The organism is Yinghuangia sp. YIM S09857, from assembly GCF_051388915.1.
GTDB lineage: Bacteria > Actinomycetota > Actinomycetes > Streptomycetales > Streptomycetaceae > Yinghuangia.
The window spans coordinates 161,948-176,955 of the sequence record NZ_JBPKBH010000016.1 but is presented as its reverse complement, the minus strand read 5'-3'; the positions used below and the strand labels follow the sequence as shown (position 1 = coordinate 176,955).

The window sequence follows — 15,008 nt, the reverse complement described above, 5'->3', positions numbered from 1 at the left end:
ATGGCGGCGGCGACGCGTGTGTGTCGGCGTGGTCGCGTACGGCGGAACGGGCGACACCAGTCACCCGAACCTCCCGTCCGCGCGGGCGCTACGCCGACGCAGTCGTCGCCGTCTCCGCCGCCACCGTGGCAGACGCCCTGGCCCTGCTCGCCGCCCGAACGCTCCGAACCGCCCGGGCACCCCACCCCACCCGAGCCGCCTACCCCATCGAGCCGCCCGCACCTTGTCCGACCCCGCCGTGTGTCCCACGTCACTGGCCGAGGTACCGTGGCGGCGTCGAACAACCGTCGGACCGTACCCGCACCTGCGCGGGACGGCACACGAGAGGCGGCAGAGGATGATCGACCAGGAATTGAAGGGCGCGCTCGACCACATGCTCGGTGACCCCGAGCACTGGGTGCACGTCGGCACGGTGACGCCGACCGGTGAGCCGCACGTGACGCCCGTGATGCTGGCGTACGACGAAGACCACCTGTACCTGAGCCTGACCGGCCGCACCAAGAAGTCGAACCTCGAAAAGAACCCCAAGGTCTGCATCTCGATAGCCGAGGACGGGGACATCGCGCACGTGATCGTGTGGGGCGAGGTGGAACTGCGCGAGGACGCGTGGGCCCAGGAGCGCTGGGAGTTCGCGATGCGGCACATCCTCGGCGACGAGGGCCTGTCCCAGCAGCACCGGGCGCTGTCCCGGGAGGGCACGAGCCTGGGCGTCGTCACCCCGACCCGCTGGCGGATCTTCGGCCTGGACGGCGGCCCGGGCGGCCCCGGCTACTTCGTCTGACCCGCCCGACCCGGCCCCCCGGCCCGGTCCGCGGTCCCGGTCCACCGATCCGATCCACCGCCCCGGTTCGCGGTCCCGGTCAATGTCGCGGTCCCGGTCGATCGACCCGATCCACGGACTCGGTCCGTCCGGCCACACCGTCCGTCCCCGGCCACCCCGCCCTTGAGCCCCCGAACACCCGCCCGTTCAGTCCCCGAACCGCGCCGCCCGCACCTCGACCGCGTCCAGCAGCAGGTCCAACGCGAGCTCGAAATTGTCCTGCGGCTCCACCGTCGGCAGGTACGCCGACGCCGCGGCGATGCGCGGGTAGCGGTCGGCGGGTGCGCCCGCGTACTCGCGCGACCACGCGCCCTCGTCCCCCGACCGGGCCTCCTGATCCAGCGTCAGGTAGGCGGCCTCCAGCCCGCTCCACGACAGCACGAAGTCCACGAGCACCCGGTAGTACCGGACCGCCTCCTCCGGCGGGAACCCCGCGTCCGCGAGCGTCCCGAGGATGGTCTCGACCGCCGCCATCTCCGCCGGACGCCGCGTCGTGCGCGCGACCGACAGCACCGCCGCCTCCGGGTGCGCGAGATACACCTCGCGGCTGCGCGCGAGCATGTCGCGCAGCGTCCCGCGCCAGTCGTCGGACGGCGTGAAGTTCTCCATGCTGCGCGCCAGCAGCCGGTCCGCGACGGCCAGCACCAGTTCGTCCTTGTCGCGGAAGTGCCGGTACAGCGCCGTCGGGTCCACCCCGAGGTAGGCGCCGATGCGGCGGAACGTCAGCGCGTCCGGCCCCTGCTCGTCCAGCAGCGCGATACAGCCGTCGACGATCCGCTCGGGGGACAGCCCGGGTCGGCCGCTCCGCCCTCCACCCGTCCGCCCGGACGCCGCCGCGCGCCGCCGGGTGCCGCGTACCCCGGCCCCTGATCCGGTGCCTGCCACGACGTGCCCCTCCTCGCTCCGGGTCTGCTGCACTCCGGATCCGCTCCGTCGGCCGGACGCCTTCGTCGCGCCTGGCCTGTTCGCCTGTACTCCGGGCCCGCGCTCTCCGAGCCCTCCCGGTTTCGGCGATCCGCGGTTGCGGGCCCGGCGGCACGCCGAACCCCTCCCGGCGCCCATCTTGCCGTGCCCGGCGCGGGAAAAGACCCGCAGGTGGCGAGCGGAACACTTTTGTCAACGCCATTGACTTATGCGTTGACACCCGTGTTTCCTTACGTCTGCCTGACACCCCGGGACGCCGCGGGGCGGCCCATGCGGCCCGCCCGCGTCCCCTGTGAGGAGGCGCTACCCGAGCTCCGCCCGCCTGTACTGCCATGCCCTGCCTTGGAGTGCCGATATGCCCGTTGACGCCGACAGCCGCGCGGACGCCACGCCCCCGGAACCGACCGGGGACCGGACCCGGAAGCACGGCCGAACGCCATCCGCAGCACCGGACCGAGCACCGGACCAAGGACCGGGTCCAGAACCGAGCCGAGAACCAGGCGCGGAAGCCCCCGAAGGCCTCGTCAAATCCCTCGGGGTCCGCCAAGGCGTCGTGCTCGCGCTCGCCAACATGAGCCCCACTGTCAGCATCGGCCTCGGCCTGGGCATGATCGGCGCGATCGTCGGCACCGGCATACCGGCCACGTACCTCATCGCCTGCCTGCCGATCCTCGGCATCGCCGTCGGCTACGCGCGCCTGTCCGAACGCGATCCCAACGCCGGCACCACGTATATGTGGGTACGCCGTGCCCTCGGCCCCTGGCTTGGCTTCCTGCTCGGCTGGATCGGCGTCGCTACCGCGATCCTCTTCCTGGCCTACGGCACCCAGCTCGCCGGACAGTTCACGCTGGGCGTGGCCGCCGAACTCGGCGCCGGCGTGGACCCGTTGGACTCCATGAAGTCGGCCACGGCCATCGGCGTCGGGTGGACCGCGGCCATCGCCTGGACCGCGGTGCGGGGCGTGGAACTGGCGGCGCGCGTGCAGGCCGTCCTGTTCGGCTTCGCGGTGGTCGTGGTCACGGCCGTCTGCGTCGCGGCGTTCCTCGGTCTCGGCGACGGCGGCGCGACGGCGTCCTTCGACGCGGGCTGGTTCAACCCGTTCGGCTTCGACGGCACGTCGGTGATGGCGGGCGGCGTGCTGATGGCCGCGTATACCTTCTGGGGCTGGGAGACGGCGTTCAGCGTCTCGGAGGAGAACGTCGACCGCCGGGTCGCGGGCAAGGCGGGGCTGCTGTCCATCGCCCTCGCGGCCGCGATGTTCGTGTTCGCCGCCGCCGCGTTCCAGCGCTCGCTGACCGCGGAGGAGTTCGCCGAACACGGGGCGAACGCGCTGCCGTACCTCACCGACAAGATGTTCGGCGGGCAGGGCGCCCTCGTCGCCTACCTGGCGATGCTCCTCTCGACGCTCGCGTGCCTCCAGTCCAGCGTCATCGGCGGCGCCCGGCTGACCATGGCGATGGGCCGCAACGGCGTGCTGTCGGACCGCTGGGCGAAGCTGCACCGGACGTACCGTACCCCGGCGTTCAGCACTTACGTGACGGTCGGCATCAGCCTCGTCCTCGCGGTGGTAGGCGTGGCGCTCGGCAAGCTCAGCGACGTCATCATGGCCACCGTCAACGCGGTGGGCATCCTGGTGTCGTTCTCGTACGGCGTCGTCGGCCTCGCGTGCGTCCTGCTCTTCCGGAACGAACTGCGCCACTCTGTACGGAACATGCTGACGATGGCAGTCGTCCCGGGCTTGTCCGGCCTGGCGCTGATCGCGCTGGGCGGCTACATGGTGAAGCTGAACTGGACGGCGTCCGACCACATCGCGTTCGACGCCACCAATGGCCGCTTCCTGGTAGCGGTGCCCCTGGCCGTCATCGCCCTGGGTATCCCGATCGCGGCCTGGAACCAATTCGTGCGCAGGCCCGACTACTTCACGCTGCCTCGCTCGGTCGACCCCGACCGCGCGCCCTGATCGACGCCCCCAATCCCCCAACCGACACCGCGAAAGGCCGCCACCACCCCATGACGTACGCCGACCTCGTCCTCCTCAACGGCCCTGTCCTGACCGTCGATCCGGCCCGTCGCTGGGCCACCGCGGTCGCGGTGCGCGGCGGCCGCATCGCCGCGGTCGGCCACGACGAGGTCCGCGAACTCGTCGGCCCCCGCACCGAAACCGTCGACCTGGCCGGACGCCTGTTGGTTCCTGGTTTCCAGGACGCCCACGTGCACCCGGTGTTCGCGGGCCTCACGATGGGCCGCTGCGACCTCTCCGAGGCCGAGACGCAGGAGGAGAGCGTCGCCGCGGTGGCGGCGTACGCCGACTCCCACCCCGACGCCGCCTGGATCCTCGGCGGCGGCTGGTCGTTCGAGGCATTCCCCGGCGGGCTGGCGACCCGTCAGATGCTGGACGCGGTGGTCCCCGACCGCCCGGTGTTCCTGCCGGTGCGCGACGGCCACAGCGCGTGGTGCAACACCCGCGCGCTCGACCTCGCGGGCCTGGACAAGGACTCGCCCGACCCCGCGGACGGCCGCGTCGAGCGCGAGCCGGACGGCACCCCGAGCGGCATCCTGCACGAGGGCGCCATGGGCCTGGTCGGCCGCCACGCGCCGCAACCGACGCGCGAGGACTACCTGAAGGGCCTGGCCGACGCGCAGGCGTACCTCCACTCCCTCGGCATCACCGCGTGGCAGGACGCCATCATCGGTGAATTCGGGGGCTGGAACGACCAGTTCGACATCTACACGGCCGCCGCCGAAACGGGCCTTCTCACCGCCAGAGTGCGGGGCGCGCTGTGGTGGGACCGCGAAAAGGGCGCCGAACAGCTCGACTTCCTTCTCGACCGCCGCACGCGCGGCACCGTGGGCCGCTTCCACGCGGGCACGGTCAAGCTGATGCAGGACGGCATCCCCGAGAACTTCACCGCCGCGATCGGCGAGCCGTACCTCGACGCCTGCGGCTGCAAGACGGGCAACAAGGGCCTGTCGATGGTCGATCCGGAGCTCCTGCGCGACTACGTCACGCTCCTCGACGCGCACGGCTTCCAGGTGCACTTCCACGCGATCGGCGACCGCGCGATCACCGAGGTCCTGGATGCCGTGGCCGCCGCGCGCCAGGCCAACGGCTTCAACGACCTGCGGCACCACGTCGCGCACGTGCAGATCGTCGCGCCGCGCGACATCCCGCGCTTCCGCGAACTGGACGTCGCGGTCAACATGCAGCCGCTGTGGGCCGCGCACGAGAAGCAGATGGACGAGCTGTGCATCCCGTTCATCGGCGCGGAACGCAGCGCGTGGCAGTATCCGTTCCGCGCGTTCCAGCAGGCCGGGGCGGTCCTCGCGGCGGGCAGCGACTGGTCGGTGTCCAGCCCCGACCCGATGGCCGGCATCCACGTCGCGGTCAACCGGCGCGTGCCGTGCTCCGACAGCCGGGTGTTCCTGCCCGAGCAGCGCCTCGACCTCGGCACCGCGATCGCCGCCTACACGGCGGGGTCGGCGTACGTGAACCACTTCGACGAGACCGGCTCGATCGAGGCCGGCAAGCTGGCCGACCTCACGGTCCTGGACCGCAACCCCTTCGCGGGGGCGCCCGAGGACATCCACGAGACGCGCGCGGCGCTGACGTACGTCGAGGGCGCCCGCGTGTACGCCGCCGGCGACGCCTGACGTGCGGTTCGCGTCCTGCCCTGAACCCCGCGGAGCGGGCAGGCACTAGGCTCGGCCGAGCAGACCCTCGTGCCCGGTAACACCAAGGAGATGCTGTGCCGTCCATCGACGTCGTCCACGCTCGCGAGATTCTCGACTCCCGCGGCAACCCCACGGTCGAGGTCGAGGTGGTCCTCGACGACGGCAGCCAGGGCCGCGCGGCCGTCCCGTCCGGTGCGTCCACCGGCGCGTTCGAGGCAATCGAGCTGCGCGACGGCGACACGTCGCGGTACGGCGGCAAGGGCGTCGAGAAGGCCGTCCTCGCGGTCATCGAGCAGATCCAGCCGGAGATCGTCGGCATCGACGCGGACGAGCAGCGCATCGTCGACCAGACGATGATCGACCTCGACGCCACCGCCGACAAGTCCAACCTCGGCGCCAACGCCATGCTGGGCGTCTCGCTGGCCGTCGCGCACGCCGCCGCGGAGGCCGCCGAACTGCCGTTGTTCCGCTACCTCGGCGGGCCGAACGCGCACGTGCTGCCCGTCCCGATGATGAACATCCTGAACGGCGGTGCCCACGCGGACACCAACGTCGACATCCAGGAGTTCATGATCGCGCCGATCGGCGCGGAGACCTTCGCCGAGGCGGTGCGCTGGGGCACCGAGGTGTACCACGCGCTCAAGTCGGTCCTGAAGGCGCGCGGCCTGGCCACCAGCATCGGCGACGAGGGCGGCTTCGCCCCCGACCTGCCGAGCAACCGCGACGCGCTGGACCTGATCCTGGAGGCGATCGGCAAGGCCGGGTTCACGCCGGGCCGCGACGTGGCGCTGGCGCTGGACGTCGCCGCGACCGAGTTCTACAAGGACGGCGCTTACACCTTCGAGGGCGCCGCCAAGTCGGCGGCCGACATGGCGGCGTACTACGCGGAGCTGGTCTCCGCGTACCCGCTGGTGTCGATCGAGGACCCGATGAACGAGGAGGACTGGGAGGGCTGGAAGCAGCTCACCGACACCCTCGGCGGCAAGGTCCAGCTCGTCGGCGACGACCTCTTCGTCACCAACCCGGAGCGGCTCCAGCGCGGCATCGACAGCGCCACCGCCAACGCGCTGCTGGTCAAGGTCAACCAGATCGGCACGCTCACCGAGACCCTCGACGCCGTGTCGCTCGCGCACCGCAGCGGTTACCGGTGCATGATGAGTCACCGTTCGGGCGAGACCGAGGACACCACGATCGCCGACCTGGCCGTCGCGACCGACTGCGGCCAGATCAAGACCGGTGCCCCGGCCCGCTCCGAGCGCGTGGCCAAGTACAACCAGTTGCTGCGCATCGAGGAGATCCTCGACGACGCGGCGGTCTACGCCGGCCGCAGCGCGTTCCCGCGGTTCTCGGCGGACGCCTGACGCAACGTCGGGCCCGGCCGCGCGGGTGGTCCGTGCGGCCGGCCCGACGGCAGGGAGGGCGCGTGTCCGAGGCGGACGCACGCAAGGGGACCGGATCGGGCAGGGCGGGCAGGGGAGCGGCGGCCGGCGGTACGGGCGGGCGGAGCGGCTCCGGCGCCGCCCGGCGTCCCGGCGCGTCCTCGGGCGGCTCCGCAAGGCCGAGGCCCTCGGGTGCCGCGAAGCCGGGCCGTGCCGCGAAGGCCGCCGCACCGGTACGCAAGGCGACCGCGAACCGCCAGGCCGCGCCGGGCGGTCCGGCGCCGAAGCCGGCCAGGCGCCGCCGCATCGTCATCACGTGGGGCGGCACCAAATCCCGCCCCAACCGGCTCACCGGCCGCGCGGGCGTGCTGGCGCTCGTCGTGTGCGTGCTGGCCATCGCCCTCGTGGTGCCGGTCCGGCAGTACATCAGCCAGCAGCGCGAACGCGCGGATCTGCGCGAGCAGACGCGCGACCACCGCGAGGAGGTCGAGCGGCTGCGCGAGGAGCTTGAGCGTTGGAAGGACCCCGCGTACGTCCGCCAGCAGGCGCGCATGCAGCTCCACTTCGTGAACCCGGGCGACATGGCGTACTCCGTCGTCCCGCCCCCCGCCCCGACCGGCTCCCAGGACACCGCGGCCAAGCCCCAGGGCGACTGGCCCGACACCCTGTGGACGACCGTCCGCGAAGCCGACGCCAAGCCCACCCCGTCCGCCACCCCGCAGCCCCCGCCGCCGCCTCCGGACGAAACAATCGTCGACCCGCGAAGCACCGCCCGCTGACCCAACGCTCACGTGCTCAACCTCCGAAGCGCGAGAGCCACCCGAACCGACAACCGCCCCCGGACTCCCCACGCCGCCCCTATCGCTGGGCGGAGTCACCGTCCGCCGAAGTTCCCCTCCCGTGATCCGCGCACGCCCCCGCCGTCCGTGCGCGTTTCGCCCCCTCCCACCCCATCGGAAATACTGACCGCCATGGATCCGCAGGACGTCGCCTCCGTCACCGCCCAGCTCGGCCGCACCCCCCGCGGGCTGCGCGGGGTCGCCCACCGCTGCCCGTGCGCGCTGCCCGACGTGGTCGAGACCGCGCCGCGCCTGGAGGACGGCAGCCCGTTCCCGACGATGTACTACCTGACGTGCCCGCGCGCCGCGTCCGCCATTGGGACGCTGGAGTCCGACGGCCTCATGCGCGAGATGAACGACCGACTTGCCGCGGACGCCGACCTCGCCGCCCGCTACCGCGCCGCGCACGAGGACTACATCCGGCGGCGGGACGCGATCGAGGTGTTGGCGGGCTTCCCGTCCGCGGGCGGCATGCCCGACCGGGTCAAGTGTCTGCACGTGCTCGTCGCGCACTCGCTCGCCGCGGGGCCGGGCGTGAACCCGCTGGGTGACGAAGCCCTTGCGGCGCTGCCCGAGTGGTGGAGGAAGGGGCCCTGTGTAGCCCCGGACGGCGGCACGGACGCCGAGTCCGGCACCACAACCGCCATCACCGCCGACCCCAACACCCGAACCGGAGGGGACTCGTGACGACCGAACGCGTGGCCGCGATCGACTGCGGCACCAACTCGATCCGCCTCCTGGTCGCCGACGTCGACCCGGACACCGGGACCCTGGTCGACCTCGACCGCCGTATGCGCATCGTGCGCCTCGGTCAGAGCGTCGACACGACCGGACGCCTGGCCCCCGAGGCGCTGGAGCGCACCTTCGCCGCCTGCCGGGACTACCACGAGGCCATCGAAGCGCTGGGCGCCAAGCGGCTGCGCTTCGTGGCCACCAGCGCGAGCCGGGACGCCGAGAACCGCGAGGACTTCCGTTCCGGCGTACGCGAGATCCTGGGCGTCGAACCCGAGGTCGTCACCGGCGACGAAGAGGCCGCGCTGTCCTTCACCGGCGCCACCCGCGAACTCACCGGAGGCCCGGACCCGGCCGCCGCCCCGGGCTCCACCGCCTTCGCCCGCCCCTTCCTCGTCGTCGACATCGGCGGCGGCTCCACCGAGTTCGTGCTCGGCGCCGACCGCGTCGAGGCGGCCCGGTCCGTCGACATGGGCTGCGTCCGCATGACCGAGCGACACCTGCGCTCCGACCCGCCCACCGCCACCGAGATCGCCGCCGCGAAGGCCGACATCGACGCCGCGATCGACCTGGCCGCCGAGGCGGTGCCGCTGGAGCGCGCCAACACCCTGGTGGGCCTGGCCGGTTCGGTCGCCACCGTGGCCGGGATCGCGCTCGACCTGCCGGAGTACGACGCGAGCCGCATCCACCACGCGCGTATCGCGGTCGACCGGGTCCGCGAGATCACCGAACGCCTGCTCGCCGCCACCCACGACGAGCGCGCCGCGATCCCGGTGATGCACCCGGGCCGCGTCGACGTCATCGGGGCCGGGGCGCTCGTCCTGCTGACCGTCATGGAGCGCGTCGGAGCCCGCGAAGTCGTGGTGTCAGAGCACGACATTTTGGATGGAATCGCCTGGTCCACGCTCGTCTGAGCGAGCACCTGCACGAGTGCACGAGCAGGCCTCGAACAGGCCCCGGGGCAAGTTCCCGAACAGACCCGGACAAGCGCCCGAACAGACCCCGAACACGCGCCCGTCCCACCCCTCGGGATATTTGGCGACTTTGTTTGTGAAACTCTTCACATGGGCGGCGCCGATTCTTTTCGTCACCTTGGGGCTAAGTGGGGGCGATCGCGGTCCGGCGGGCCCCGCAGTCGGGTTGGTTGACCCCGTCATGGACCCGTTCGCAAGATCATGACCGGGATCACACGGATGTCGGGAGAGCCCGGGTCCCGCGGATCGTTGCAGGTCATCGCCCTTGTCCGGAGGGCTGGTTGGGATACCAAGGCGTTCCGGGGCGGCGGCCCGGCCATCCGCAGGCGGGTGTCCCGGAAAACAAAACCGCGCAGGGTATCACGGGGGTGCCCGACGGCAGCCAGCGGCCTCCCGACCGAACCCCCTTCTGCTCCGGGATACTTCCGTACATGAGCAGCAACAAGGACCGTCGCCACCGCATCCTCGTCGTCGGCGGCGGGTACGTCGGCCTGTACGCCGCACAGCGCATCCTCAAGAAGGCCAAGTACGGAGAGGTCTCCGTCACGGTCGTGGACCCGCGGTCGTACATGACGTACCAGCCCTTCCTGCCCGAGGCGGCCGCGGGCAGCCTCTCGCCGCGCCACGTCGTCGTCCCGCTGCGTCGCGCCCTGCCGAAGGCCGACGTTGTCACCGGCCGGATCACCGACATCGACCAGGACCGCAAGGTCGCCCGCGTCGTCCCGCTCGTCGGCGAGGCGTACGACCACGAGTTCGACTACCTCGTCGTCGCCCTCGGCTCGATATCCCGCACGTTCCCGATCCCCGGTCTCGCGGAGAACGGCATCGGCTTCAAGACCATCGAAGAGGCCATCGCCCTCCGCAACCACGTCCTCGGCCAACTCGACATCGCCGACTCCACCACCGACCCGGAGATCCGCCGCAAGGCGCTGACCTTCGCGTTCGTCGGCGGCGGCTTCGCCGGCATCGAGGCGCTCGCCGAGATCGAGGACATGGCCCGCGACGCGGTCAAGTACTACAAGAGCATCAGCCGCGACGACATGCGCTTCATCATGGTCGAGGCGATGCACCGCATCCTCCCCGAGGTCGGCGACGAGCTCGGCAAGTGGACCTTGAAGAAGCTCAAGGAGCGCGGCATCGAGTTCTACCTCGAAACCTCGCTCCAGTCCTGCGTCGACAAGCACTGCGTGCTGTCGGACGGCACCGAGTTCGACGCGTCCACCATCGTGTGGACCGCGGGCGTCAAGCCCAACCCGGCGCTCGCCGACTTCGGCCTGCCGCTCGGCCCGCGCGGCCACGTCGACACCCGCCCGACGCTCCAGGTCACCGGCATGGACCACGTGTTCGCGGCCGGCGACAACGCGCAGGTGCCCGACCTCGCCGCCGGCGAGGGCGCGTGGTGCCCGCCGAACGCCCAGCACGCGGTGCGCCAGGCCAAGCAGCTCGGCGACAACGTCGTCAGCGCCATGCGCGGCTTCCCCGTCAAGGAGTACAAGCACAAGAACCTCGGCGCGGTGGCGGGCCTCGGCCTGCACAAGGGTGTCGCGATCATGTTCGGCAAGTTCAAGCTCAAGGGCCTGCCGGCGTGGCTGTTCCACCGCACGTACCACATGTACGCGATGCCGACCTTCAACCGGAAGACGCGCATCGTCGCGGACTGGACGCTCGCGATGTTCTTCCGCCGCGAGATCGTCTCGCTCGGCTCCATGGAGCACCCGCGCGACGAGTTCGCGGAGGCCGCGCTGCCGCCCGCCCCGGCTCCCGAGGCGGCGGCGAGCAAGAGCGCCTGACCGTACGGCGGCCGTCGGAAGCAGATCGCGCACCGCACCTGATCCACCGTCAGGGCCCGTACCCCGGGAAGGGGTACGGGCCCTGACGCGTTGCCCCGGTACGACCGGTTCGGCACCGCCGGTTCCGTACGCCCGGCAAACGGACGAAAACGAGCGTCATTCTCGCCCCTGCTGGGAAACGTACGAAAGTCGACATGCAGCGGGAGTGAGGCGAGCGCAGTGAGCACGAGTACGACGAGCACCGGCAAGCCGAGCACGGGCCCGGGCGGCGTGTCCGCCGCGCGCCTGCGGGCCGCGTCCGGCACCACCGGATCCGCGGCCGAACGGGGCGGCCCGGACACCGAGCGGTGGCCGGGTCTCGCCGCGGTCCCGGACGCGCCCGCCCGCGCCCTGGTCGCCAGGCGCATCTTCCTGAACGCCGTGCGCGGCCTGCGGGTCCGGGTGCACCTGCCCGGCGGCCGTGTGGTCGGCGGCGGCGGCTTCGGCGACCCGGTGATGCGCATCGTGCGTCCCGACGAGTTCTACCGCCGCATCGGCGCCGACGGCCTGATCGGCTTCGGCGAGGCGTGGATGACCGGCGCGTGGGACGCCGACGACCCGACCGGCGTCCTCACGGTGTTCGCCCGCCGCCTCGACAGTCTCGTCCCCAAGCCGCTCCAGAAGCTGCGCCGCTGGGCCCTCGCCGTGCGCCCGGCCGACGAGGAGAACACCCCGTCGGGTGCGCGCGGCAACATCAGCCGCCACTACGACCTGTCCAACGACCTCTTCGCGCTCTTCCTCGACGAGACGATGACCTACTCCTCGGCCCTGTTCGAGCCGGGCGACGAACTGGCGGACGCGCAGCGGCGGAAGATCGACGCGGTTCTCGACGCCGCCGCGGTCGGCGAGGGCACGCGGGTCCTGGAGATCGGCACGGGCTGGGGCGAGCTCGCGCTGCGCGCCGCGGCCCGGGGCGCCGAGGTCGTCACCATCACGCTGTCCGAGGAGCAGCGCACGCTCGCCCGGCGCCGCTTCGCCGAGGCGGGCGTGGCCGACCGGGTCGACGTGCGGCTCTGCGACTACCGCGAGGTGTCGGGGACGTACGACGCCGTGGTCAGCGTCGAGATGATCGAGGCCGTCGGCGAGCGCTACTGGCCCGCCTACTTCGCGGCGATCGACCGGGCCCTCGCCCCCGGCGGCCGGGCCTGCGTGCAGTCCATCACCATGGCCGACGACCGCATGCGCGCAGCCCGCGACACGTGGACGTGGATGCACAAGTACGTCTTCCCCGGCGGACTGATCCCCTCGACCGAGGCCATCGACGGCGCGCTCGCCGAGCACACCCGGCTGCGGGTGGTGCAGCGCCGCGACTTCGGCCCGCACTACGCCGAGACGCTGCGGCTGTGGCGCGACGGGTTCCTGGCGCGCGCCGAGGAGGTCGAACGCCTCGGATTCGACGCGACGTTCCGACGCATGTGGGAGTTCTATCTGGCCTACTGCGAGGCCGGATTCCGGGCGGGGTACCTGGGCGTCTCACAGCTCACGCTCGCCCGGCGTGTCCGATGAGCGAAGGTCCGCGGGCCGAGTCGACGCGGGGTGGTCAACAGGGTGCTGCGATGCCGCTACGCTCGGCATCGCGCCCGGATGGTGGAACGCAGACACGGCGAGCTTAAACCTCGCTGGCCGCACGGCCGTGCCGGTTCGAGTCCGGCTCCGGGCACCGGATGAAAAAGGCTCTGACCTGGGGAAACGCCACCGACGCCGCCACGTCGGACCAGGCCGGGAGGAGTCGGGTCCGCGCGGGAGGGCGTCCCCGCGCGACACCTCGACCCTCCGCGAACCCTCCGTACCGCACTCGTCACGCGCGGCAGAGCCCGGGACGTTCCATAGAACTCCTGATGCCGGTGCCCCGGGTCGTCAATGACGGGTGTCCCTCACCACGCCGCTGTCGTATCGGGCACAATCACGGTCGCCCGGGCGTTCTTCCCCACAAGACGGGGAAGGGGTCGGGCTCGCGGGTAACACGGAACCAGTCACAGGGAACCGGTCACCCCGGTTGCTTTACTGAACGATTACTCTTGAGCCCAGACCCCGCACCGACGCAGGGGCATGGAGGAGTTGACATGAGGAGCAGCAACCCGGTCCTCTCGCGGCGGGGGGCCTTCGGAACGCCGCAGGCCGGGCCGCAGCAGGCGCCGCAGTACGGCGCGCCCTACGGGCAGCAGCCGTCCGGCGGCAACCCGTTCGGCGGGAACACCGCCCAGTACGGGCAGCAGCAGCCCCAGTACGGCGGCCCGATGACGCCCGACCAGCTCAACCAGATGTATCAGCAGCAGTCGGCCGGCCCGCTCCAGACGGGCCGCATGACCATCGACGACGTCGTGGCCAAGACCGCCCTGACGCTGCTGACCGTCGTCGTCTTCGGCGCCGGCGCGTGGGCCCTGCTGCCCGCCGAGAACTACGCGTGGGCCTTCGCGTCGATGCTCGCGGCGTTCGGCCTCGGCATGTTCATCACGTTCCGGCGCACGATCCACCCGGCGCTGGTGATCGGGTACGCCGCGCTGGAGGGCATCTTCCTCGGTGCCGCGAGCCATGCGTTCGAGAACGCGTACAGCGGCATCGTGGTGCAGGCGGTGCTCGGTACAGGGGCGATCTTCGTCGCGATGCTGTGGGCCTACAAGTCGGGCCGCATCCGGGTCACCGCGCGCTACACCCGCATCGGCCTCGCGATCGCCATGGCGTTCCTGCTGCTGGTGGTCGTGAACCTGATCTTCATGGCCTTCTCCGGCAGCGCCGGTCTGCGCGGCGGCGCGATGGGCATCGTGTTCGGCCTCGTCGGCATCGCCCTCGGTGCGTTCTTCCTGTCGCTGGACTTCCACACGGTGGAGCAGCTCGTGGCGGCGGGCGCTCCGGAACGCGAGGCGTGGCGGGCCGCGTTCGGCCTGACGCTGTCGCTGGTCTGGATCTACCTGGAGCTGCTGCGCCTGCTCGCGATCTTCCGCGACTAGCGTCCGCGCGATGCGCGACCGGCGTCGCGCGACTCCAGAGGTGTCGTGACCTGAGATCCGCGACCTGACACCACAGTGGCGGTGGCCCCTTCCAGGGTCACCGCCACAGGTGTTTCCGCGGGTGCTCCGCGAGGTGTTCTACGCACTTCTCCACGAAAGGTCTTCGGTGGACGAGGCTGCTCTGGGGGCTGTCCCCGGTCAGCGCATGCCGCGCGACATGCGGCGCCGGTCGTGTTCACGCATGATCGCGGTGGCGTGGCCGTGCGCGATGCTGTGTTCGTCCTGGAGCCAGTGGACCCGGTCCTCGAAGCGGGAGAAACAGGGGCCCTCGTCGATCTCCTTGAACCATTCGGGGAGTTCGCGGCCGGTGACGGAGGGAACCCGGGCGAGAAGGTTCCTGTGCGTCTCTTCGGAGAAGTGCGGCAAGGACATAAGCGCCTCCGGTGAGCGTTCCGTGACCCGAGCGTGCATGACGGGCGAACGGTTGGCAACTGGTCGAAGCGCATCAGTCGGTGCGATCGCCGAACGGTACGCTCCGGATATGTCCACCCTCCCCGCTGAAACGCCCCGGCAACCGTCCGGGAACGGGTCCGGTTCGGCGCTTTCCGGCCACGCGGTGCTCGCCCGGGAGGTGCGCAGGCTCGCCGACCGGTACCGCCACCTCTCCGAGTCGCGGTTGCGAGGGCGCCTCATGCCTGACGGGCCGTCAGATCCGGAGCGTACGCGTGCGCAGGCCGGGCTCGCGCTCGCGCGTACGCTCGCCGCGCTCGGCGACGCGCCCGCGGGCTACGAGGTGCCGGACCTCGGGGTGTTCGCGGTCGGCGACCAGATCGCGGTGACGGGGCTCGACCTGGCGGCGCACCTCGGCGAGCGCGCCGCAGCGGCGGCCGG

At 71.6% G+C, this 15,008-nt stretch carries 13 protein-coding genes and 1 tRNA gene; 12 read left to right on the top strand and 2 right to left on the bottom strand.

Annotated features, from left to right (window positions below; genetic code table 11):
* Nucleotides 1-337: 337 nt before the first annotated feature.
* Nucleotides 338-781 carry a pyridoxamine 5'-phosphate oxidase family protein gene (locus ACRX5S_RS29295; RefSeq protein ID WP_436776143.1) on the top strand — a complete coding sequence of 148 codons (444 nt, stop codon included), beginning with the start codon at nucleotides 338-340 and terminating at the stop codon, nucleotides 779-781.
* 186 nt (nucleotides 782-967) lie between these two features.
* On the opposite strand, the gene ACRX5S_RS29290 is transcribed toward ACRX5S_RS29295, so the two are convergent.
* A complete protein-coding gene (locus ACRX5S_RS29290; protein ID WP_436776142.1) occupies nucleotides 968-1,705 on the bottom strand; it encodes a TetR/AcrR family transcriptional regulator in 738 nt (245 codons plus the stop codon).
* A 394-nt stretch (nucleotides 1,706-2,099) separates the two neighbouring features.
* Between ACRX5S_RS29290 and ACRX5S_RS29285 the strand changes: the two genes are divergently transcribed.
* The 10 genes from ACRX5S_RS29285 (at nucleotide 2,100) to ACRX5S_RS29240 (ending at nucleotide 14,117) form a co-directional block, all read left to right on the top strand.
* Complete coding sequence (locus tag ACRX5S_RS29285) at nucleotides 2,100-3,704, top strand: APC family permease (RefSeq protein ID WP_436776141.1); 1,605 nt, start codon at nucleotides 2,100-2,102, stop codon at nucleotides 3,702-3,704.
* Nucleotides 3,705-3,754: 50 nt separating this feature from the next.
* The gene (locus tag ACRX5S_RS29280; RefSeq protein ID WP_436776140.1) at nucleotides 3,755-5,395 is read left to right on the top strand and encodes an amidohydrolase; all 1,641 of its coding nucleotides are present in this window, start codon (nucleotides 3,755-3,757) and stop codon (nucleotides 5,393-5,395) included.
* 95 nt (nucleotides 5,396-5,490) lie between these two features.
* Nucleotides 5,491-6,777 carry a phosphopyruvate hydratase gene (gene eno / locus ACRX5S_RS29275; RefSeq protein WP_436776139.1) on the top strand — a complete coding sequence of 429 codons (1,287 nt, stop codon included), beginning with the start codon at nucleotides 5,491-5,493 and terminating at the stop codon, nucleotides 6,775-6,777.
* 62 nt (nucleotides 6,778-6,839) lie between these two features.
* The gene (locus tag ACRX5S_RS29270; protein ID WP_436776138.1) at nucleotides 6,840-7,574 is read left to right on the top strand and encodes an FtsB family cell division protein; all 735 of its coding nucleotides are present in this window, start codon (nucleotides 6,840-6,842) and stop codon (nucleotides 7,572-7,574) included.
* A 192-nt stretch (nucleotides 7,575-7,766) separates the two neighbouring features.
* Nucleotides 7,767-8,321, top strand: coding sequence for a DUF501 domain-containing protein (locus tag ACRX5S_RS29265; RefSeq protein ID WP_436776137.1), 555 nt, complete (start codon nucleotides 7,767-7,769; stop codon nucleotides 8,319-8,321).
* Nucleotides 8,318-9,280, top strand: a complete 963-nt coding sequence (locus tag ACRX5S_RS29260) for a Ppx/GppA phosphatase family protein (RefSeq protein ID WP_436776136.1) — start codon at nucleotides 8,318-8,320, stop codon at nucleotides 9,278-9,280. Before ACRX5S_RS29265 ends, ACRX5S_RS29260 begins: the two co-directional genes overlap by 4 nt.
* Nucleotides 9,281-9,771: 491 nt before the next feature.
* Entirely contained in the window at nucleotides 9,772-11,130 is a 1,359-nt protein-coding gene (locus tag ACRX5S_RS29255; protein ID WP_436776135.1) for an NAD(P)/FAD-dependent oxidoreductase, read from the top strand.
* Between the two features lie 270 nt (nucleotides 11,131-11,400).
* Nucleotides 11,401-12,675 (top strand): class I SAM-dependent methyltransferase, encoded by a 1,275-nt coding sequence (locus ACRX5S_RS29250; protein WP_436776164.1) that lies wholly within the window; start codon nucleotides 11,401-11,403, stop codon nucleotides 12,673-12,675.
* 72 nt (nucleotides 12,676-12,747) lie between these two features.
* Nucleotides 12,748-12,829: transfer RNA gene (locus ACRX5S_RS29245), tRNA-Leu, on the top strand.
* Nucleotides 12,830-13,232: 403 nt separating this feature from the next.
* Nucleotides 13,233-14,117 (top strand): Bax inhibitor-1/YccA family protein, encoded by an 885-nt coding sequence (locus tag ACRX5S_RS29240; RefSeq protein WP_436776134.1) that lies wholly within the window; start codon nucleotides 13,233-13,235, stop codon nucleotides 14,115-14,117.
* A 198-nt stretch (nucleotides 14,118-14,315) separates the two neighbouring features.
* Here ACRX5S_RS29240 and ACRX5S_RS29235 read toward each other — a convergent pair whose 3' ends face one another.
* Nucleotides 14,316-14,549 carry a DUF4287 domain-containing protein gene (locus ACRX5S_RS29235; RefSeq protein WP_358355496.1) on the bottom strand — a complete coding sequence of 78 codons (234 nt, stop codon included), beginning with the start codon at nucleotides 14,547-14,549 and terminating at the stop codon, nucleotides 14,316-14,318.
* Nucleotides 14,550-14,658: 109 nt separating this feature from the next.
* On the opposite strand from ACRX5S_RS29235, the gene ACRX5S_RS29230 reads away from it, so the two are divergent.
* Nucleotides 14,659-15,008: hypothetical protein (locus ACRX5S_RS29230; protein ID WP_436776133.1), on the top strand; the 350-nt coding region annotated here is incomplete at its 3' end.

What these genes read in the sequence shown, in the direction of transcription:
- ACRX5S_RS29295 (WP_436776143.1), top strand. Translation starts at nt 338, where the DNA reads ATGATCGACCAGGAATTGAAGGGCGCGCTCGACCACATGCTCGGTGAC.
- ACRX5S_RS29285 (WP_436776141.1), top strand. Translation starts at nt 2,100, where the DNA reads ATGCCCGTTGACGCCGACAGCCGCGCGGACGCCACGCCCCCGGAACCG.
- ACRX5S_RS29280 (WP_436776140.1), top strand. Translation starts at nt 3,755, where the DNA reads ATGACGTACGCCGACCTCGTCCTCCTCAACGGCCCTGTCCTGACCGTC.
- ACRX5S_RS29265 (WP_436776137.1), top strand. Translation starts at nt 7,767, where the DNA reads ATGGATCCGCAGGACGTCGCCTCCGTCACCGCCCAGCTCGGCCGCACC.
- ACRX5S_RS29255 (WP_436776135.1), top strand. Translation starts at nt 9,772, where the DNA reads ATGAGCAGCAACAAGGACCGTCGCCACCGCATCCTCGTCGTCGGCGGC.
- ACRX5S_RS29240 (WP_436776134.1), top strand. Translation starts at nt 13,233, where the DNA reads ATGAGGAGCAGCAACCCGGTCCTCTCGCGGCGGGGGGCCTTCGGAACG.
- ACRX5S_RS29235 (WP_358355496.1), bottom strand. Translation starts at nt 14,549, where the DNA reads ATGTCCTTGCCGCACTTCTCCGAAGAGACGCACAGGAACCTTCTCGCC.